Source organism: Candidatus Stygibacter australis (genome assembly GCA_030765845.1).
Classification (GTDB): Bacteria; Cloacimonadota; Cloacimonadia; order Cloacimonadales; family TCS61; genus Stygibacter; species Stygibacter australis.
This window is the reverse complement of record JAVCDJ010000041.1, coordinates 39,773-60,854: the sequence shown is the minus strand read 5'-3', so window position 1 is coordinate 60,854 and position 21,082 is coordinate 39,773. Positions and strand designations below refer to the sequence as shown.

17 protein-coding genes are annotated in these 21,082 nt (G+C 39.2%); 6 read left to right on the top strand and 11 right to left on the bottom strand.

Annotation, left to right across the window (positions count from 1 at the left end; translation table 11 throughout):
• The 6 genes from RAO94_02665 to RAO94_02640 all read left to right on the top strand — a co-directional run.
• A partial coding sequence (locus tag RAO94_02665) for a phosphatidate cytidylyltransferase (GenBank protein ID MDP8321235.1) occupies positions 1–341 on the top strand: 341 nt, incomplete at its 5' end.
• 15 nt (positions 342–356) lie between these two features.
• Positions 357–1,310, top strand: coding sequence for a glycosyltransferase family 2 protein (locus RAO94_02660; GenBank protein MDP8321234.1), 954 nt, complete (start codon positions 357–359; stop codon positions 1,308–1,310).
• Positions 1,300–2,673, top strand: a complete 1,374-nt coding sequence (locus RAO94_02655) for a UTP--glucose-1-phosphate uridylyltransferase (GenBank protein ID MDP8321233.1) — start codon at positions 1,300–1,302, stop codon at positions 2,671–2,673. The genes RAO94_02660 and RAO94_02655 overlap by 11 nt, the downstream gene beginning before the upstream one ends.
• A 32-nt stretch (positions 2,674–2,705) precedes the next feature.
• A complete protein-coding gene (locus RAO94_02650; GenBank protein MDP8321232.1) occupies positions 2,706–5,051 on the top strand; it encodes a tetratricopeptide repeat protein in 2,346 nt (781 codons plus the stop codon).
• Positions 5,051–6,286 (top strand): ATP-binding protein, encoded by a 1,236-nt coding sequence (locus RAO94_02645; protein MDP8321231.1) that lies wholly within the window; start codon positions 5,051–5,053, stop codon positions 6,284–6,286. The genes RAO94_02650 and RAO94_02645 overlap by 1 nt, the downstream gene beginning before the upstream one ends.
• 1 nt (position 6,287) lies before the next feature.
• Positions 6,288–7,664, top strand: a complete 1,377-nt coding sequence (locus tag RAO94_02640; protein ID MDP8321230.1) for a sigma-54 dependent transcriptional regulator — start codon at positions 6,288–6,290, stop codon at positions 7,662–7,664.
• Here RAO94_02640 and RAO94_02635 read toward each other — a convergent pair.
• The 11 genes from RAO94_02635 to RAO94_02585 all read right to left on the bottom strand — a co-directional run bounded on the left by RAO94_02635 (position 7,661) and on the right by RAO94_02585 (position 21,067).
• Positions 7,661–9,148: an NAD(P)H-hydrate dehydratase gene (locus tag RAO94_02635; protein ID MDP8321229.1), complete on the bottom strand. Its 1,488-nt coding sequence runs from the start codon at positions 9,146–9,148 to the stop codon at positions 7,661–7,663. The two genes, RAO94_02640 and RAO94_02635, sit on opposite strands and share 4 nt — an antisense overlap.
• The gene (locus tag RAO94_02630) at positions 9,148–10,407 is read right to left on the bottom strand and encodes a HAMP domain-containing sensor histidine kinase (protein ID MDP8321228.1); all 1,260 of its coding nucleotides are present in this window, start codon (positions 10,405–10,407) and stop codon (positions 9,148–9,150) included. Before RAO94_02630 ends, RAO94_02635 begins: the two co-directional genes overlap by 1 nt.
• Complete coding sequence (gene mazG / locus RAO94_02625; protein MDP8321227.1) at positions 10,370–11,143, bottom strand: nucleoside triphosphate pyrophosphohydrolase; 774 nt, start codon at positions 11,141–11,143, stop codon at positions 10,370–10,372. The genes RAO94_02630 and mazG overlap by 38 nt, the downstream gene beginning before the upstream one ends.
• Before the next feature lie 36 nt (positions 11,144–11,179).
• Positions 11,180–12,103, bottom strand: a complete 924-nt coding sequence (locus RAO94_02620; protein MDP8321226.1) for a hypothetical protein — start codon at positions 12,101–12,103, stop codon at positions 11,180–11,182.
• Between the two features lie 21 nt (positions 12,104–12,124).
• On the bottom strand, positions 12,125–12,526 hold the full coding sequence (locus tag RAO94_02615) for a response regulator (protein ID MDP8321225.1): 402 nt from the start codon (positions 12,524–12,526) through the stop codon (positions 12,125–12,127).
• Between the two features lie 2 nt (positions 12,527–12,528).
• The gene (locus tag RAO94_02610; protein ID MDP8321224.1) at positions 12,529–13,503 is read right to left on the bottom strand and encodes a hypothetical protein; all 975 of its coding nucleotides are present in this window, start codon (positions 13,501–13,503) and stop codon (positions 12,529–12,531) included.
• Between the two features lie 379 nt (positions 13,504–13,882).
• Positions 13,883–15,466: a serine hydrolase domain-containing protein gene (locus RAO94_02605; GenBank protein ID MDP8321223.1), complete on the bottom strand. Its 1,584-nt coding sequence runs from the start codon at positions 15,464–15,466 to the stop codon at positions 13,883–13,885.
• 242 nt (positions 15,467–15,708) lie between these two features.
• Positions 15,709–17,487: an aconitase/3-isopropylmalate dehydratase large subunit family protein gene (locus tag RAO94_02600; protein MDP8321222.1), complete on the bottom strand. Its 1,779-nt coding sequence runs from the start codon at positions 17,485–17,487 to the stop codon at positions 15,709–15,711.
• Positions 17,488–17,501: 14 nt separating this feature from the next.
• Positions 17,502–19,313, bottom strand: coding sequence for an aconitase/3-isopropylmalate dehydratase large subunit family protein (locus tag RAO94_02595; GenBank protein ID MDP8321221.1), 1,812 nt, complete (start codon positions 19,311–19,313; stop codon positions 17,502–17,504).
• A gap of 8 nt (positions 19,314–19,321) precedes the next feature.
• Positions 19,322–19,867, bottom strand: a complete 546-nt coding sequence (locus tag RAO94_02590) for an HDIG domain-containing protein (GenBank protein ID MDP8321220.1) — start codon at positions 19,865–19,867, stop codon at positions 19,322–19,324.
• 12 nt (positions 19,868–19,879) lie between these two features.
• A complete protein-coding gene (locus tag RAO94_02585; protein MDP8321219.1) occupies positions 19,880–21,067 on the bottom strand; it encodes an isocitrate/isopropylmalate family dehydrogenase in 1,188 nt (395 codons plus the stop codon).
• Positions 21,068–21,082 lie beyond the last annotated feature (15 nt).

Genomic DNA, 21,082 nt, shown 5'->3' with positions numbered 1-21,082 from the left:
GTATTGCATTATTTCCAGGTAATATTGCCTTTATGTGCTTATCATTTCTGGCGATAGGAGACACACTGGCAGCATTTATAGGGATTAAGTTTGGCAGGCGTAAATTGCCGGGTCAAAAGAAAAGCGTGGAAGGTAGTATTGCCTGTTTTCTGGGAACTTTTATTTTTGGGGTAGTATATTATAAATTTGATTATCAGTTAGGATTATCATTAGCGGCAATATTGATGGGAGCGGCAAGTGCTACTCTGGCGGAAGCCTGGCGGATAAGATTTGATGATAATTTTAAGATCCCATTAATCTCGGGATTTGTAATGTATCTGGCAAGTATAATATTCATATAAAGGGTGGTAATAGAAGTGAAATTATCATTTGTTATTCCAGCATATAATGAAGAAGAAAGCATAATTCAGCTTTATGAAGAGATCATTGGCAATCGCGGTGAACATCAATATGAGATCATCTTTATAGAAGATGGCAGCACGGATGGCACATTTGAGGTGATGAGAGAGCTCGCTGGCAGAGATGCTAATGTGAAGGTGGTGAAATTCCGCAAGAACCTGGGAAAGGCAGCGGCATTACAAAGTGGTTTTAATATTGCCAGTGGTGATGTTATCTTTACGATGGATGCTGATCTGCAGGATGATCCCAAAGAAATACCCCATTTTTTGGAGAAACTGGCAGAAGGAAATGATCTGGTTACGGGCTGGAAAAAGAAACGTCATGACCCTTTATCAAAAAGACTGCCCTCAAAATTCTTTAATTTTATCACTTCCCAATCCTTTGGTCTCAAACTGCATGATTATAATTGCGGTTTTAAGGCATATCGGGCAGAAGTTATCAAAGAACTGGATATTTATGGTGAAATGCATCGCTATATTCCAGCTCTTGCATATTCACGGGGATTTAAAGTTGCAGAAATTGTGGTGGAACACAGAAGCAGACAGTTTGGCAATTCCAAATATGGCTGGGAAAGATATTTTAGGGGTTTTCTTGATCTTCTCACTGTGAAATTACTCACCCATTATTCCCGCAGCCCTTTGTATCTATTTGGAAATATTGGTGCCAGTATTTCATTTCTGGGTTTTTTGATAGCTCTTTATCTATCTGTCCTTAAAATTTTCTTTGATCAACCATTATCAAATCGTCCCCTGCTTTTTCTGGCAATGCTATTGATCATGGTGGGACTGCAATTCTTTTCACTGGGTTTATTGAGCGAGCTTATTGTAAATCAGAATCGCAGACTTAATCGAGAAAAAAACCTTTCTATTCAAACAACTATCAATCTTGGAGAGGAAAGAGATGGCAAATAATTTTGAGCTTTTTAAAGCCAAGATGCAGGCAGAAAAATTAGATCAGATCGTTATAGACTCTTTTAGATATCTTTATGATAAACTGGCAGCGGGAGAAAGCGGGAAATTGTGCAGAACTGAAATTGATCAGCCGGCAGATGACCGTCTAGTACTTTATGCAGACCTGCCAGACGGGAAAAAAGCACCACTTGAGCAAATGGCAGTGATCAAATTAAATGGTGGACTGGGAACCTCAATGGGTCTGGATAAGGCAAAATCACTATTGAAAGTCAAGGATGAATATACTTTTCTGGATATTATTGCCCTGCAGATAATCAATTTACGAAAGCAAAAGGATATTGCTATTCCGCTCCTATTCATGAATAGTTTTAATACCAGCGATGATACTCTATCTTATCTGGCAAAATATAATAGCCTCAAGATAAATGATCTACCTCTGGATTTTTTGCAGAATAAATTTCCTAAAGTGATCAAAGATACCTTGAAACCATTGGAGATGGCTGATGATAAACTAAACTGGAATCCTCCTGGACATGGTGAGATATATATGGTTATGAAGAAAACAGGAGTGCTTGATCTTCTGCTGAAAAAGGGATATAAATATATCTTTATCTCAAACTCTGATAATTTAGGGGCGGTTGCAGACGGCAGGATACTACAATATATAGCAGAAGAAGATGTCCCATTCATCATGGAAGTGTGCCACCGTACAGAAATGGATAAAAAAGGTGGGCATCTGGCACAGGACAAGCAGGGTAGATTGATCTTAAGAGAATCTGCTCAATGTCCTGAAGAAGAGATCAAAGATTTTCAGAATATTGATTTTTATAAATATTTCAATACAAATAACCTATGGGTCAATCTGCAGACTTTGGAGCAGAAATTGCATGAAAATGAAAATTTTCTGCAGCTTACACCAATCATGAACGAGAAGAAATTAGATGGAATTTCCTTAATTCAATTGGAATCTGCTATGGGATCAGCGATAAATGTATTTGAAGATAGTCGGGCAGTAGTTGTGGGAAGAGAGCGTTTTGTTCCAGTAAAAAAGACTAATGAATTTCTGGCAGTACGCTCAAATGCTTATGCAATTGATGAGAACTGGCAGATAAAATTAATAGAAGGCAAAGCTTATGCTCCTCAAATTCAGCTTGATGAGAAATATTATAAAACCGTGAATGATTTTGATCAAAGGATGAATGGTCATTATCCATCGTTGGAAGATTGTGAAGCATTGTCTATCGAGGGAGATGTACACTTTGGGGAGAATGTGGTGATCAAAGGAAGAGTGGAAGTATCCGCATCTCGTCCATCTGTGTTGGAAAATATTGAATTGAATAATGAAAATATAAAATTGGATTAAAAATGGTTGCTAAACAAAGAATTTTTCTCATTTTGCTGCTTTTACTAATAGGCATAGCAAATGCTGTAGATCTTAATATTGCCCTAAAAGAACTTAAGGGAACTACTACGATTGAAGAACCGGGATTATATGCTCAGGCATTTAAAATTCCGGAGGTATTACTACCACAGGAATATATTGATCATCCTGAGCGTATCCTTGAACAGGCTAGTAATAAAAAGAAAATGTATATTTTGAATAAACTGGCTCGGGATAGTTGGAAAAAATCTTATGACCAAAGCCTTGAATATGGCCATCAGGCACTGGAAATAGCTCGTAGTTCACATATTGATTTTGGAGTAGTGATCTCATTACTCACCCTGGCAGAAACGTATCTGCATATGGAGGAATATGAAAAAGCATCAGAAGAATATCTGGAAGCAGAATCAGTAATCCTTAAATTGCGTGATAAAAAAGAATTGCCAGAGATATATGACGGCCTAACCAAAGTCTGGATAGTCGCCCAAAATGAAGAAAAAGCTTTGGAATATGCCGTAAAATCTTATGAATTGCAAAAACAGGAAGGCGATGTTAAATCAATATCAGACCAGTTGATCAAAATTGGTAATGTATATTTTCATTTCTTTAATTACGAACAGGCCCTTGATTATTATTATCAAGCGCTAGATATAGAGGATGCTAATCAACTCGTCTGGCGGCAGGGTTTGATCCGTCATAACCTTTCCATGGCATATTTTAAACTGGGAGATTTTGCTGAAGCACAAAAGAATATCAATCTGCTTCTGGAAAATGCTGATCAGGGGAAAAATAGATGGGAATATGCCGATGGTTTGGGGTTTCGAGGCTATCTGCATGGGAAAATGGGAAAATATGAACTGGCATTAAGAGATTACAACGCAGCCTTGAAGATTTATAACGAGATCAAAGATTTCTCAAGTCAGATTGAAATATTGATCAGTATTGGTAATATTCAAATGCGTTCAGGTAAAATAAAGCAGGCAAAAGAAACTTACCTTCAAGCAAGGGATATGGCAAATAAATACAATCATGTTACTGGTCTTGCTTCCCTGGAAAATAACCTGGCAGTGATTGCTGAGATCAATAAAAATTATGATGAAGCAATCAAGAAAAATATCACATCATTGAATCTGGAAAAAAGCGATGAAAATATGATTGGGATAATTACTTCTCTTTATAATCTGGGAAACCTTTATCTTATCTTAAGTAATTATGATAATTCAGTAAAAAGCTTTTTGCAGAGCCTGGAATTATCTCAAGGTTTAGGTGAAGATTTTTTAATAAAAGAGATCTATTTTCGTCTGGCAGAGCTTTATACTCAAACGGGAGATTATAAAAAAGCCCTGGAATTTCATAAAAAATACTCTGATCTTAATTATGAATTGAATATTGCTGACTTGCAAACCAGGTTTGAAGTAGGGAAAAAACGATATGAAGTAGAACTGCTCAAGAAGCAGAATACAATTTTAAATCTTCAGAAATCCAGAATGTGGATGGGGATGATCTCGCTTGCAGTTTTAGTTGTATTAATGGTCTGGGTGAATGCATCCAAATCCAATGTTAATAAAGCTTTAAAGGTCGAGGTTAGAGAGCGCACCCGCACTGAAAATGAGCTGAAAAAAATTAAATCTGAATTAGAACAAAGAGTAGCACTTAGAACTTCGGAATTAACCAGATTAAATGAGTCATTACAAAAGGAAGTCAGTGATCGTCGTCAATATCAGGAAAAACTGGAGCTTTCACTGGAAGAAAAAGATGTGATGATGAAAGAGATCCATCATCGGGTAAAAAACAATATGCAGGTGATCTCCAGTCTTTTAAAGATGCAGGCAAATTACATTGATGATGAAACTCTTGTGGGAATCTTTGATGACAGCTATCACCGTGTGAAATCTATGTCGCTTATCCATGAAAAGCTATACCGTTCTGATGATCTGGCAAGGATAGATTTTCAGGATTATGTGCAAAGTCTCACCAGTCTTTTAATGAATACCTTTACTCCTCCCTGTCAAATCGATTTTGAATTTGATCTCAAAGATATTCTGCTGGATGTAAATATTGCTATTCCTTGTGGATTGATTATTAACGAAATAATTACAAATTCACTTAAGTATGCCTTTGCTGACCGAGAACATGGAAAAGTGATAATTAATATGACCCACGATTTATTTAGCGGGTATATACTAAAGATCAAAGATAATGGTATCGGTTTGCCAGAGGGATTTGATGTAAATAAAACCAGATCATTGGGCATGAGACTTGTATATCTGCTCAGTGAAGATCAATTAGAGGGAAAAGTTGAAATTGGCTCAGATAACGGTACTGAGTTTATTATCACCTTCCCGGGGATTTCTACCTGATGGATATTGTAAAAGTTCTTATTGTTGAAGACGAAAGGATCATTGCAGAAAGCATCAAGCTTTCTATCGAAAAATTGAATTACAGTGTATGCGGAATTGAAGCCTGGGGTGAAAAAGTAACTACTGCAATAGAAGGGTTGAAACCGGATTTGATACTGATGGATATTAGATTACGTGGTGAAATGTCAGGCGTCCAGGCGGCAGCAATTATTAAGGATAAATTTGACCTTCCGGTTGTGTTTTTGACTTCATATTCTGATGATAAGACAATCCAGAATGCAAAATATACCTATCCCTATGGCTATCTGGTGAAACCATTTGAAGAACGCGAATTATATGCTACTATAGAGATTGCTCTATTTAAACATAGAACCTCACAGGAGCTGGAAAAGTATCGTAATCATCTTGAACTGCTTGTTGAGGAAAGAACTTCAGAACTTAATAAGATCAACTCCGAGCTTGAAGACAGAATTAGAGAAGAAGTGGAAAAAAGAAATAAGCAGCAGCAAGTAATAATTCAGCAATCCAAACTGGCTTCATTGGGTGAACTCGCAGCCGGAATTGCTCATGAAATAAATCAACCGCTCAATATTATCTCCTTCACAATGGATAATGTTCTTGCGCATATCAAATCTGATAGCTTGAATAGAGATTATCTCCAGAAAAAAATGGAGAAGATCTTCCAGAACATCTTCCGCATGAAAAATACTATTCAGCATATTCAAACATTTTCCCGGGAGCAAAAGGAAGGTAATAGTGAAGTTTTTGATCTTAATCAACCCGTAAATGATGCTATCAATCTTCTCTATGAGCAATATCGTAATCATGGGATTGAATTAAAGATAGATTTGGATCCCCAATCTCTGCCTGTTTTTGGCAATCCTTTCCGTTTGGAGCAGGTGCTTCTAAATCTGGTCAGTAATGCACGGGATGCTATCAATAATAATAAGGGTGAGATAAAAGTAACTACTAGTCTTCATGAAAATCAGATATTAATGATAGTATCAGATAATGGGGAAGGAATTGCACCCGATATTATCGATCAGGTGATCCATCCCTTCTTTACAACCAAGCAGCCGGGAGAGGGAACGGGATTAGGACTTTCAATTTCTTATGGAATAGTAAAAGACATGGATGGAAATCTGGAAATAGAAAGTATTCAAGGTAAAGGAACAAAGGCAATTGTAACCTTACCTATTTCGCAATCAAGGGAAAAGCAAGATGCAAAACAGTAAAATGAAAATCTTGATACTTGATGATGAGCCCAGTTTCAATGAAGAACTGATAGAATTTATAGAAAGCATGAATTTTCAGGCATCAGCCGAGGAACTGCCGGAAAATGCTCTCAATTACTTGAAATCAAATTCTGTAGATATTCTCATTCTAGATATCAGGCTTCCTCAAATGAGTGGAATTCAGGTTCTTAAAAAGGTAAGAAAGAACTATCCTGAACTGGAAGTGATCATGGTCACTGGACATGGAGATATGGACACAGTGATTGAAGCCATGCGTCTGGGTGCCTGTGACTTTCTCAAAAAACCCTTCCGCCATATTGATATCAAGCTGGCAATAGAGCGGACAAGAAAATTTCTGGAAGTTTCACGCAAGCTCAAGAAGGTGGAAAGCCAGTATTCATTACTCAGTAGAGAGCTTAAGAAACAGGTAGAATATGACTTGATCGGCAACAGCGAAGCATTACAGAAAGTTTATGAACTGGCGATGACAGCAGCAAAATTTAAGAATTCCAATGTATTGATCACGGGTGAAAGTGGATGTGGTAAAGAGATTATTGCCCGTTTGATACATTATGCCAGCCCACGACAGGATAATAACTTTTGCCCGGTAAATTGCAGCGCAATACCCGAATCTCTTTTAGAAAGTGAATTCTTTGGACACAAGAAGGGTTCCTTTACCGGTGCTATCTCAGATCAGAAAGGTTATTTTGAACTGGCAGACCAGGGGACAATATTCCTGGATGAAATAGGGGATATGCCTATTGAATTACAGGCAAAACTGCTCAGGGCAATTGAAAGTAAAAAGATCAAAAAGATTGGTGACCAAAAAGAATACAGCTATGATTTCAGAATTATATCTGCCACAAATAGAAACGTAGAAGAATTGGTGAAAAGCTCAAGATTTCGGCTTGATCTGGTGCATAGATTAAATGCCGTGGAAATTCATATCCCTCCCCTGCGGGAAAGAATATCTGATATTCCTCCTTTAATTGATTACTTTATCAATCAATTGGCAGGAGAGATGAATCTTCCTAAACCTGAAATCACTCGTTCAGCTATCCACAAATTGCAGCAATATAGTTTTCCTGGTAATGTTCGTGAGCTCAAGAACCTCATAGAAAGGGCATTTATTTTAAGTAAAGGAGGTAATCTTCAACCTCAGCATTTCCTGCTTGATGATAAATTTGATCTACCCGCTCAAGCTGATTTGATCGCTGATAAAAGCCTGAAACTTGATGAACATGAGAAACAACTGATCCTGATCGCTCTAGAAAAAACTCAATATAATCATCAGAATGCTGCTGATCTTCTGGGTATTTCACGACATGCACTTAGTAGAAGGCTAAAAAAATTCGAAATTGAAGCCGATAAATCTTAAATAGTAAACAGATTTTCAATTATATCAGAAGGTATAATAGACCTTGTCTCTCGCTTCGATGCCAGTTTTTCTGCTGTTTCACCAAGCACCCAGGAAGCCGCTGTTCCAGCATCTGATACACTCAACCCCTGACCGATAAAACTGATGATAATCCCACTAAGTACATCTCCACTACCTCCAGTTGCCAGTCCATCATTACCCGCAGTACAAAACACCAGCTTTTCTCCATCGCAGAAAATACTGGTAGAGCTTTTCAATAGCACCTTAAGTCTATTTTCCTGACAGAAGGTCATAAGAATCTCAGTTGGATTTAAAAGAATGTCTTCAGTACTTATTCTTGTTAATCGAGAGAATTCACCAATATGTGGAGTGAGTAACACATCTCTATCCATAAGCCGTGGCAAAAGGTCTTTCCGGAAACTTAACAGATTCAGACCATCAGCATCTATTAACAGCGGTTTTTTCCACTCTTTTACCAGCATTTCCAGAATAGTTTCTGCCTCTTTGCTTTGACCAACTCCTGGTCCAAATAATACAGCTTCAAAATTCTCTAACTGCCTGGTTAATTCCTCTGATTTTTCTGGTATTACTCTGGTCATCACTTCCAATAGTTGGGTTTCAAAGATCAATTCCATTCCCTGGGGATGAAAAAGCGTGATCAATCCTGCTCCACTGCGCAAAGCAGCCCTGGAGGAGAGCACTGCTGCTCCTGAATAGCCTGGTGACCCCGCAATTATTGCAATTCTGCCATAATTACCCTTATGGTAATATCCTTTTCGCTCTGGTAATATTACGGATCCGGCATCAATAAGCACACTTTTCGGTCTTTTCCCGCTGATCACTTCCTGAGGAATGCCAATATCAATAACTGTGATCTTTCCCGAATGCCATTTACCTGCTTCCATAATCGAGCCATATTTTATTGCTGCCACAGTTAGAGTATGATCTGCCTGTATAGCTGACCGGGCTGCCCCATTATCGGCATCAACCCCACTGGCAATATCTATTGCAACTGTCAGCTTTGATCTATCATTTATCTCTGCTATCAATTGCACTATCCAGCCTCGAAGGTTTCCCTTAAAACCAATTCCAAAGATTGCATCTATAACCAGAGAAAAATTGGTGATATTTATTTGCAAAGCCTGCCAATCTTCATAGCTGCCGATGGTTTTCATTGTGATATTCATATCCAGGCAACTCTGATAGTTTTCCAGAGTTTCTGATGTCATCTTCTCAGTTTTACCAGTTAAAATTACCGTTACTTTATAATCCCAGCTGCACAGATATCTGGCTATTACAAATCCGTCTCCCCCATTATTACCGCTTCCACAGAAAATTATTATTTCACCAGCACTCAGAATATTATCTCTAATGTATTCTGCACTGCCCCTGCCGGCATTTTCCATTAATTCTTTGCCCGGTATGCCATCATTGATTGTATATCGATCACAATCATACATCTGCTGTCTGGATAATAAATACATTATGCCTCCAGATCTTTTATTGGTAATAATATCTCAAAGGTAGTACCTTTTTTCAATTCGCTTTGCACAATTCTGATCTTTCCCTGATGATATTCTTCGATAATTCGTTTTGCCAGGCTCAAGCCGAGTCCCCAGCCCCGTTCTTTACTGGTTACCCCTGCCAGAAATACCCGCTGGAACATATTTCTTGCTATACCCTTACCTTCATCACTTATCCTGATCATCACATTGCCTTCCCTAACCACTGATGTAAGTATTATCTTACCACCTTTGCCGGTCATGGCATCAATAGCATTTTTGATCATATTCTCCAGCGTCCACTTGATCAGATCATTATCTATCTTTAATACCACACCGTGTATTTCACTAAAATAATATATACTTATCTTATTATTGTCCTGCGGTACTCGTGAGCGAAAATAAGTTACTGTTTCCTCTATTATCGCATCCAAAATTGTATTCTGCAGTTTTATGGTGGAGCCCACTTTACCAAACCGGGAAGCTACGTTCTGAAGTCGGTTCACATCCGTCTCAATATGGTCTATATATTCCAGAAGCTCTTTCGATTCTTCTGGATTACTTGCCGTTTCCAGTCTACTACGCATGATGCTGAGCCAGCCCACAAGTGATGACGTGGGTGTGCCAAATTGATGTGCAGTCTCTTTTGCCAGTCCGATCCAGAGCTGATTCTTCTCATTTCTGCGCATATATCCCAAGGCAAATGCTCCCACTGCAATAAATATCACCACGAATATACTTGCCACATAAGGCATATATCGCAATTGCTTCATGGAACTAGTTTCCCCAAAATATACGTAGCCGATCAGATTATCTTTTCTTCGGTTCTGATATAGCAATGTATAACTTCCCCGGTTATGAAGACGCTTTACCATCTTATGAAGTTTATCCTTATCTGCCTGATCTAATGATTCAAAATTACGCATCTCCACATTGATATTTTCCCAGGAAAAAGGTACCCGTAAACTATCACAAAAGATTATGGGGTAATCTATAAAAGGGATGATCTCTGTCATAAAATAATCTGTCAGGAAATTCTCCAGATTTACATTGTCTGGCAAACCAATAAACTGAGCATAAAGATCAGGTACCACTGATACATCTCTTTGAATATCTTTGCTCAAGAGATTGGTAAATACCAGAAAACTGATCAATATCAGTAAACTTCCAATTATAAAATACAGCTTTATTGTATTGGAAGTACTATTTTTCAGTATCTTTAACTGTTTTCCAAACTTCATCTAACTGCTCAAGACTGCTATCATGCATCTTTGTTTTTTTTCCATTATAAATTTCTTCGACCTGCATAAACCGTCTTTCAAACTTGCGATTTGTGCCTGATAATGCCATCTCCGCATCAATTCCCAGCTTGCGGCTTAAATTCACCACTGTAAAAAGCAAATCTCCCAACTCTTCCTCAATATGAACAGGATCTTCTTCTTCGATAGCTTCCTTTAATTCTGCAATTTCTTCAGAAAGTTTATCAAATACCTGGTGGTGATTATCCCAATCAAAGCCTACTGCAGCTGCCTTTTCCTGCATCCTCTGAGCTACTATCAGTTTGGGCATACCCAGAGGAACGCCTTCCAGAGCTGATTTGCGATGTGTCTTCTCTTTCAGCTTGATTTGCTCCCAGTTCAATTTCACTCCTTTGGCATCCTCCACCTGTTCATCAGCGTATATATGTGGATGACGACGGATCAATTTCTCATTGATGCTCTGCAGAACTTCACCCATCTTAAAATTTCCAGCTTCTTCTGCTATCCTGCTTTGCATCACAATATGCAGCATCAGATCTCCCAGTTCTTCCCGTAGATCTTCCATATCCCCTGCTTCTATCGCTTCTATGCTTTCATAAAGCTCTTCTATAAAATTAGGTACAAGACTTTTATGGGTCTGGATTTTATCCCAGGGACATCCTGCTTCTGGATTACGTAAATCCGCAACTATCTGCACCAGCTTGTCAAATTCCTCCATGGCTGCTCCTGTATTTTATAATACTATTTTAATCTTCTAATCTTCCTCGTCAACTCCATTCTCATATATTTCAATCAATTCCGCTTCCTGCTCCATTTCCTCTGCTTCCATTGCTGCTAGTTTTTGTCGTATTTTATGCTGACGGCGTAAATAGCCAATAATGAACAATAAGGGGAACAACAGCCAGATCATTCCACTGAGTGCAAGGATGATCTCAGATCGAAAATGTGAAGCACAATACTCCTCAAAAAATAAGGAAAAATCGAGTGCCGTATATTTTATACTTCTTAGAAATACAGAATTAAAACTATGATTTTCCTCTGCCAGATCCCACATGCGGTAAAATTGTTCTTTTTTGTTCTGATACAGATAACGTACCGCTAAAGCTGACTTGGCATAAAACGATTCCCACTCTATCCGGTTTCGCGGATAATTCGTCCTCATCTGTGATAATGGTCTGGTATTGCCAAAAAGGTAATCCCTTGCCAGACCTAGTTCCCGGTTACTGCCAAAATCATTGCTGAAATATACTGCCATACCTTCGTGGAACCATAAAGGAGCATTCCTGAAATAGTGAAACACAAAACTATGGATATATTCGTGCAGTAATATCTTATTCAACTGATTAAATCGCAGGTTATCTTTGGGATTGCGGATATAGATCGTATTTGTGCTTCTCCTGAATATTGCCTGAGAAAATTCCTGGATTCCACCACTGCTTTCCACAAAACTCTGGTATTCTGCATGGTCTTTTGCTATTATGATCTGGGTTTTAAGCTCTGGGTAATGTCCCGTCTGTTTCTGAAAGTCGCCAATATCTGCTGCTAATTGCCTACCTAGTTCCGAGGCTATTTTACCGTCTGAACCATGATAAGTTACGTAGATATTATCATAATTCAATACTTCTGAATAACAGGGCAATATCAACAGGATAAATAGAACTATTGCAAGTAATTTCACATCAGCAGCTATGTACTCCCTTTATTTTAAAAAGTGCTCTTCTATTTTTTTAAATATCTGTTCGACAAGATCCTTTTTCTCTATCAGCTCCAGACTGGGAACCACGTCCTTAAGTCCTTCCAATTTAGCTTTAACCACTGAATGAGATGGATCATAATAGGCTGACATCATGATCACCTGGATATTATCATTAGTCTCCATGATCTTTCTATATAAGTCACAACCATTCATATCAGGCATTGCCACATCGGTCAATACTGCATCTATCCCACCCTGACGTATCCGTCGCATGGCTGCAAATCCTCCATTAGCTGTTTCAACATTGATATTTTCATATTTCTTGCTGATCATCAATTGCAGGCTACGGGCCGTGCTTACATCATCATCAACTATTAACAAATTTATTTTCTTGCTCCTCTCCATTCCTATTCCTTATTTAACAAATATTTACTCAACTGCTGCTGTGTGGTTTCATAACACTCAAGCAGTTTTTCAGGTATTTTGCTACTCACTTCATTATAGATCACCCATCTCTCATCCAGCTCAGATTTATCTATAGCAAATAATTCATTTAACTGATATTTCTGGTTTACACGCTCCAGTATTCTGCCATCTATCCGCTTGAGCAAACCATTAGCTATCTCTATGTTTTTGCCATCATATTCATATTTTAAATTCAAATGCTTGGTAACTATTAGAAAAGCAACCTGATGATAAAAATTACTTAATAATTTCTTCTGATGCTTCACTGCTTCTGCTTTGGTGAATAAAAAACCATCCAGTAAAGTATCAATTTCCTTAGTGAGTATATCCAGATTCTCTTGTTTTGGCTGCAGAAAATACTTTGTTAGATCCGCTGCCAGCTGCTCTTGATTCTGGATGCAGTATCCCGTGCATTTTTTCGCTTCAAGTAATTCGCAGGGAAAGGAGTCTCCTGGACAGGACGGCGTTTTAAAATATTCCGCAGAGGCATCTATCACATCATGTACAAAATAACGGCTCCTGAAAGGCCCAATATAAAAAAAGTCATTTATTGTTGTGCTTTCTACTTTGATAAAGGGTATTTTTACGAAATTTAATCCCAGGTATTGATAATCATCATAATATCTTATTATTCGATTAAAAGGTGGATTATACTTCTGCTCAAGGGCTTTATATCCCAGTAATGCTGAAAATATCCTATCAGTCTCCCAGTAGCCTATTTTATCGCATTGCTCTAATAATTCACCGATGTTCTTATCATCGATATCATCACCAAAATATACTGCCAGGTATGCTGATATATCACTCGTCATCGCACACATCAGCATCTTACCATCACCAAAAAATGCCACGATACCGGCACTATCAGATAATTGTACTACCCCTGACTCCAAATGCTCTTTTAATATCTCTTTCATAAATTACATCACTTTTTCCCCTAAAATAAATGTCAACCTTTATACCTCATCACAGATATTCAACTGAAAATTGCCAATCCCTACTTTCTATTATTTGTAGACTATTACCAGACTTCCAGAGGAACAACTCAACCCGGCATAACATTTTTATGTTATGCCGGGTTGAGTTGTTCCTCTGGAAGGTCACTTTATAGCTGTAAAGAAGCTGAAACAGTTTTGTAGTGGGGATTTTAATGATTTTGGAGCTTTGCAGGAACACCTTCTGGCAAACTCTGAATGGAGTGGATTAAATACAATTAGCTACTAAATACCACTTTAACATATATTAAGCGGTAATAATATGTAATATGCTATTTATTAAAGAGAAATTGCGGGTTGTTTAGAAATTGGTGCCGAGGATTTTGTGGAAGGTGAAATTCTGTGAACGGGAGCTGTCCAGAATAAAGGAAATAATTTTCTGTTTATTATTTCTTTGAAAGCGAAGTTTAAATCCTTTTATGGGACTAAGAAAAACATCTGAAGCAATGAGAATAAGGTCAGTACCAGAAAATCTTTTCACGGCATCTATATAAAGTTTATCTTTGCAATAAGTGAGTGAATAAGTAACATCCAGTTCTGGACTGTAATAACTTCCAAAGAACTGCTTATAATCCTTCAGTCTGGGAAGATTCAGAGTTTTAAGAAGAAATTTATCGTCATTTTCTGAGATAATACGCAAAATAACAAGCTGGTGATATTCTTCAATTATGATGAAATTAGAGTTGTCGTTGACATTCACAAAGACATTATCCTGCTGCTGCTGAAATTCGTTTGGATTTCCTTCAATATGCAGGTAGCTATTCTCTGCGGTCAATGTAAGAGATTTCTCATCATCCAGGTAGATATAATTACCTGAATATTTGGCAGGATCATCAAGCTGAGGGATTGAATTTCCGATTGAATTATTAACTGGTTTGAATTCGGTTTCCAGATAGCTGAGCAAAGCATTTGTGAACTGATCCGGTTTGAAATTACTGTGATTCGCCAGCCAGACAAACCCGCAATTCTGGTGAGGTAAATAAGAGATATGGGTAAAGAAACCGGGGACTGCTCCACCGTGATCAAGGATGAAATGATCATGATAATAGTGGTTTTTGAATCCCATCAGATAAGGATTAGGCTTGCCATTATTGAGCAGATTGGGTTCAAACAAAGTTTTAAAAATGTAAGGTTGCCACTTTTGATTAAGAATGGTCTGAAGCCAGGTGGTCATATCGGGAAGATTAGAATATACTCCTCCGGCACCGATCAAGGGAGGCAATTTATCAGCAATTTTATTTGTATTGGCAATCCTGTAATAGCCTGCGGCAAGATGAGGAATTACCCGGCTATTATCTTCACAAAAGAAGGTGGAATTCATGTTCAGGGGTTCAAAGATCATCTGTCGGGCAAATTCTGTCAGGCTTTTGCTGGTGATCATTTCGATGATCAGTGTCACCAGTGAATAATTCGTGTTGCAGTATGAAAAACGATCACCGGGGGTAAAGCTTAGTTTTTTCTGTCTTGCAAGTAGTGAAATAATTGATTTTCGCCAGGGATATTCATCATTATAACTGCCGGAAAATTCCATCATATCATACCATTCATGTATTCCGCTTGTCATATGAACGAGATGACCGATATTGATGGGGTCGTAAACGCCAGCGGGTAATTCTGGGAAAAATTTTCTGAGAGGATTAGAGAGGGATATTTTATTTTCCTCGATCAGGAAAGCAAGGCAGGCAGCAGTAAGCTGTTTAGAAAGTGAACAGAGATAAAAGATGGTATCCTGATCAATAGGGATAGAGTGTTCCAGAGAGGCACAGCCGTAATAATATGAATCAAAGTAAGATTTTTTACTAATGATAGAAATGGCAAATCCGGGTGAATTACCTCCCTGCCATTCTTTTAATAATTCATTAATCAACTTTTTTAATATGTCCATAAATTTTTCCTATTCTAATTTCACAGAGTAAAAAAACAATATCCTGAAAAAAGTGTAAATAAATTTTTTCTGGCTGGGAGGTATTGAGTTAAGATGCGAAGCAGATTGACTTAAGACTGGGAGGGAATAATGGTCGTGCTCAAGTCAATCTGATGAGTACATCATCTTAACTCGATAACTTAGTTGGGATTAGAGAAAATAAAGAAAAAGCCCGGAATTCCGGGCTTTTTGCTTTTATATGTTTAATTATTAACTATCCAGTTTACCAGACCTTTTGCCTGGAATATTTCCAGCAGAGCCGGGGGTAGTGGTGGGAAGGGGAATTCCTTTCCAGCAATAATAACCAGCCCTTTTTCCAGATCAACATTGACTTCATTACCAGGATTATAGGCATCAACCACATCGGGCAGAACAATAATAGGTAAACCCTGATTAACTGAAGAACGATAGAAAATCCGGTTAACTGATTTCACGATAACAGCTTTCACTCCGGCATGAGCAAGTCCTACGGCAGGATGCTCGCGGGATGAACCGCAGCCAAAGTTTTCACCAGCTATCAATACATCACCGGATTGCACATTCCTGGTGAAATTAGGATCGAAATCTATGAAAAGATAGGGCATGATAGCTTCGGGATCTGAGCTGAGCACTTTGTAGGTAAGATTCCCGGCAAACATCTGGTCAGTATTCAGGTTATCCACATCGGCATAATTCCAGGTAGTGCCTAATCTGCGATTATCTGTTTCTGCAATTGTAACGGTGTCTGATTGTTCATGCTGATAAGGGAATTTATCATTAGCTTTGAACCCGCGAGGATCAGTGATTGCACCCTTAAGAGCTGAATATGCTACTGCTGCAGGTGAAGCCAGATAAACAAAAGCCTTTTTATTACCCATGCGTCCCAGGAAATTACGGTTAGCAGTTGATAATATATTATAACCATCAGCAGGAATTCCCTGACCAGTTCCCAGGCAGGGACCGCAGGAAGAGCTGAGGATCACAGCACCGGCATTCATCATTTTGGCGATGAGTCCTTCTTCCATAGCCTGAAGATAGATTTCTTTTGATGCCGGGCATACCAGGAGCTGGAAGCCTTTCGGGATCTTCTTGCCATCCAATATCTGGGCAGCAATGCGCATATCTTCCAGACGACCATTTGTGCAGGTGCCAATAAGAGCCTGATGAATCGGGGTACGTTCAACTTCTGAAAGCGCTTTCACATTATCTACGTGATGTGGGCAGGCAACCAGCGGGAATACCTCGCTGAGATTGATATTAATTTCCTGAATATATGTGGCATCAGGATCTGCCCAGGTGCCATTTTCGATAGTATCTACACTCAGAAAGTCTGCCAGTACTTTATCTGGAGGGAATACAGCATTTTTTGCACCCATCTCTGAAGCCAGGTTTGCCAGGGTCATTCTTTGAGAAATAGTGAGGGTTTTCACACCATCACCATGATATTCGATAGAGCAGTAATTAGCTCCCGCAGAACCTATCATACCGATTATCCACAGCGAGATATCTTTGGCAAAAACTCCTTTTAAAAGTGAGCCAGTGAGATTGATCTTGATGGAATCAGGTACGCGAAACCAGGTTTCACCACGTTTCCAGAGTCCTGCAGATTCAGTTCTATCAATTCCGGCAGACATTGTATTAAAAGCTCCTGCGGTGCAGGTATGACTATCTGAACCAACAATGATCATTCCTGGTTTGGCATGATAGCTCATCACCTGATGACAAATACCATCACCAACATCATGAAATTTCTTGATACCCTGAACTTTTACAAAGTCACGTATTGCCTGATACTGGTTAGCGAGTTTATCAGTAGTGGGTGGAGCATTATGATCCAGTACAACCAGAAGCTGGTTAGGATCAGCAACCTTAGTACCACCCATCTTTTTGAATGTGTTTGCAATACTGGCAGTATTATCGTGTGTGAGCACCAGATCAGGTTTGGCAAATACTATTGAACCCGTCTGGGCACCAAATATTTTTTCTACATAAGTCTTTCCCATAATTTCTCCTTCCTTTATCCGAAGATTCCACCTTTATGGTAGATTTCCATTTGCACATCAGAGAATGGTTCTGCCTGAATACTATTATTATTAGTTTTATTAGTGATCTTACCACTGGTAAAATCTACTTTGATCATATCGCCATCTTTGAGATCAAGTATAGCGATATCATTATATGTCATGATCGGGAAGGCAGCATTAATGGCATTACGCTCATAAATTGAACCAAAGGATTCAGCTATAATCGCCTGAACTCCCAGTGATTTAAAGCAATCCACTGCCTGCTGTCTGCTGCTGCCCGAACCAAAATTCTTTTGCACAACAACAATATCACCGGGTTTTGATTTTTTGGCAAAATCTTCATATCCAGCCAGATTATCAAAGGTGTATTGTCCCATTTCAGCCAGGTCAGTAATGGTGAGGTAGCGATTATGGAAGATCATGTCAGTATCAATATTATCTTCTTGGATGAACCAGACACGTCCTTCAATCTGTTCGGGTTTAGCCGTTTTCTTCTCCGTATCATGAGTTGTCTTTGCTTGAGCCTGGGAAGCAGTTTGAGTAAACAATGCCGGATGATCAGGAATACAATCTGGAGTTGTGATATAGCCAGCTACAGCAGAAGCTGCTACAGTGGCTGGAGAAGCCAGATATACACTTCCTTTCCCCTGTTTGCCAGGGAAATTACGATTGCCAGTAGAGATAGTGATCTCACCAGCGCCATTTTGACCTATCTGCCCGGCAGCACAACCAGCACAACCAGCGTTACCCACCAGACCTTCAGCATCTTTGAATATCTTGATCAATCCTTCCTGAAGTGCCTGATTCCAGACATCATCTGTGGATGGAACTATCTTAAGCACAACGCCTGGAGCTACTTTTCTACCTTTCAAAATTACAGCAGCTTCCCGCAGATCTTCTATTCTGCCATTTGTGCAACTGCCAATAAAGGCACTATCTATTTTAATTTTATCAAGTGATTTTACAGCAACCGTGTCATGCGGTTTACCAGGCTGAGATGTACGAGGCACAAAAGTACTGAAATCCAGCTCCAGAACCTGGTCATAGTCAGCATTTTTATCTGCTTCCACAAGTTCCAGCTTTCTACCTGCCATTTTAGATGAGAACTTCATAATTTCTTCATTAGGCGTGAAGAGAATTGCAATGCAGCCCATCTCTGTAGCCATACTGGAGATTGTGATGCGTTCATCCAGAGTGAGTTTATCAATATCTTCACCATAAATTTCCACAGCGTATCCCAGAAGAGTATTTGCACCAAATTCTGCCAGCAGATTAAGCGCAATATCCTTTGCTGCAATATTCGCTGGGCGTTTGCCTTTTATAGTGAGTTTTACCGATTTGGGAACTTTGAACCATACCTTGCCATTTGCCCAGGCTGCGGCAATATCCTTATCACCCATACCTTGACCAAAAGCACCTACGGCACCCATAATATTGGCATGAGAATCTGTGCTGATTGCTGTGGATCCAGAATAAGCAAGACCCTTATCCATGAGAATATGAGTTCCGATACCGCTGTTAATATCAAACACTTTTAGGGCCTGCTCACGAGCATAAACACGACATATCTGCTGATTAACAGCATACTTCTGATCGCTGCCGCCGGGATTACAGTCAAAGGTGAACATTGTGAGTTTAGGATCAGCTAATGTCAGGTTATTATCCTGCATATTCTTTACTACATTAGCTCCGCCAAAATCACGTGCTACTCGGGCATCTATAAAGATATCTACAATATCACCAGGATTCACATCAGTTTTATCACTGTGATTAACCAGGATTTTTTCTATAAGGGTTAAACTCATACGTCCTCCTAAACCTGCAATCTGCTTTTAAAGGGTAAAAAGGTCATGAAATCAGCATGATGAACAATGTATGCTTCGGTAGTGCGCTTGATCATATCACCTTCGCCAGCGTGAGCTGCTATAATGTGAGAAACAGGGGCTGGAACACCACATTCTTCTGCCAGTGATACTCCACTGAATGGATGACGCAGATATTTGCCATAAGAGCCCTGCACCGCTTTGCCATTTTCATCCAGAACATATTCCACCAGCTTGCCCACATCACAAAGAATGGCACCAGCTATCAGTACGTCCATATCAACCGGCAATTCACCATGATATGAGTTATTAACTATCTCACCAGCATCTTTGGCAATATGCACCACGCTGCGTTTATGATCCATAAAAGTAACCTTAAGGTCAGGACCGCAAAGCAAAGTGAAAGGAATACGCATCAGGTCTTCTGCCGTAAGTACGCTTCTTTCCAAAGCAATTTTCCAGGTTTTTTCTGTCTGGGCACGCAATTGCTCATCTTTTATCCATTCCAGTTCCGGCCACAATTCCTTTACTGTCATTATTCCTCCTATTTATAAAGCTGCAATGATAGCATCAGTCATCTGCTGAGTGCTTGCTGCACCTTTTGAAACTACATCTGGCTTACCGCTCATTTTCATCATGTCATAAGTGCGAACTTTGCCTTCCTCCACTACTTTGGAAACGGCTTTTCTGATCGTAATCGCCTTATCTGTCTCACCAATGTGATCCAGCATCATGCAGGCAGATAATACCATAGCGATAGGAGATACTATGGATACTTCATAATCAGCATATTTGGGAGCAGAACCGTGAGTCGGTTCAAAAATAGCCACTTTTTTGCCAATATTAGCACTGCAGGCAAAACCTAATCCACCAGTTAAACCAGCAAAACCATCAGATACGATGTCACCGAACATATTTCCGGCAATGATCACACCATAAGTTTCTGGATTCTTGGTCATCCACATCATCTGGGCATCTATATTCGTATAATTAAAGGTGATTTCTGGATATTTATTTTCTAATTCACGACAGATTGCCAGCATCATGCCAGAAGTTTCACGGATCACGTTTGGTTTCTCGCAAAGTGTTACTTTCTTATAACCAAATTCCTTGGCATATTCAAAAGCCTGTTCGCAAATACGCTGAGAATACTTCTTAGTGAAAATGCGGGTACTGATCGCCAGCTCTTCGCGGGGGCACCAGCCAAAATTTTTCACGAATTTAGGATGTGTCATCAAGCCTTCATACACCTTATCAGGAGGATTTGTCCATTCCACACCACCATAAAGACCTTCGGTATTTTGACGGAAAATAACCACATCTACTTCAGGTTCTTCGATTGTATCTCCAGCACCACGACGAATAAAGTTCAAAGGGTTACCCTTAAATGTTTTGCATGGTCTCTGGCAGATATCAAGCAGAAAATGCTGACGTAAACCCACGATAGGGCTGTAATATACATGACCCTTATCCTGCTGAGTAGAGCACAATTCTTTTGCTGCTTCAGATTTTGGCTTGCTTGTGATAGCGCCAAAAAGACTGATACCATGTTCTTCTAATAAATCCAAAGTTCTCTGGGGAAGTGGATTTCCTTCTTTGCACCAGAATTCCCAGCCGATATCGGCATGAACATATTCTGCTTCAAATCCTACTGCATCAAGTACGCGAATCGCTTCAGGTAATACGGTTTTTCCTATGCCATCTCCGGGCATTGTTACAACGGTTCTTTTAGCCATTGTGTCCTCCATGTT

Excerpts from the sequence above, each read along its gene's own strand:
- RAO94_02610 (MDP8321224.1), bottom strand. The coding sequence starts at position 13,503 with ATGAAAGAGATATTAAAAGAGCATTTGGAGTCAGGGGTAGTACAATTA.
- RAO94_02600 (MDP8321222.1), bottom strand. The coding sequence starts at position 17,487 with ATGGGAAAGACTTATGTAGAAAAAATATTTGGTGCCCAGACGGGTTCA.
- RAO94_02605 (MDP8321223.1), bottom strand. The coding sequence starts at position 15,466 with ATGGACATATTAAAAAAGTTGATTAATGAATTATTAAAAGAATGGCAG.
- RAO94_02585 (MDP8321219.1), bottom strand. The coding sequence starts at position 21,067 with ATGGCTAAAAGAACCGTTGTAACAATGCCCGGAGATGGCATAGGAAAA.
- RAO94_02655 (MDP8321233.1), top strand. The coding sequence starts at position 1,300 with ATGGCAAATAATTTTGAGCTTTTTAAAGCCAAGATGCAGGCAGAAAAA.
- RAO94_02640 (MDP8321230.1), top strand. The coding sequence starts at position 6,288 with ATGAAAATCTTGATACTTGATGATGAGCCCAGTTTCAATGAAGAACTG.
- RAO94_02590 (MDP8321220.1), bottom strand. The coding sequence starts at position 19,867 with ATGACAGTAAAGGAATTGTGGCCGGAACTGGAATGGATAAAAGATGAG.
- RAO94_02595 (MDP8321221.1), bottom strand. The coding sequence starts at position 19,313 with ATGAGTTTAACCCTTATAGAAAAAATCCTGGTTAATCACAGTGATAAA.
- RAO94_02635 (MDP8321229.1), bottom strand. The coding sequence starts at position 9,148 with ATGTATTTATTATCCAGACAGCAGATGTATGATTGTGATCGATATACA.
- mazG (MDP8321227.1), bottom strand. The coding sequence starts at position 11,143 with ATGGAGGAATTTGACAAGCTGGTGCAGATAGTTGCGGATTTACGTAAT.
- RAO94_02630 (MDP8321228.1), bottom strand. The coding sequence starts at position 10,407 with ATGAAGTTTGGAAAACAGTTAAAGATACTGAAAAATAGTACTTCCAAT.
- RAO94_02645 (MDP8321231.1), top strand. The coding sequence starts at position 5,051 with ATGGATATTGTAAAAGTTCTTATTGTTGAAGACGAAAGGATCATTGCA.
- RAO94_02615 (MDP8321225.1), bottom strand. The coding sequence starts at position 12,526 with ATGGAGAGGAGCAAGAAAATAAATTTGTTAATAGTTGATGATGATGTA.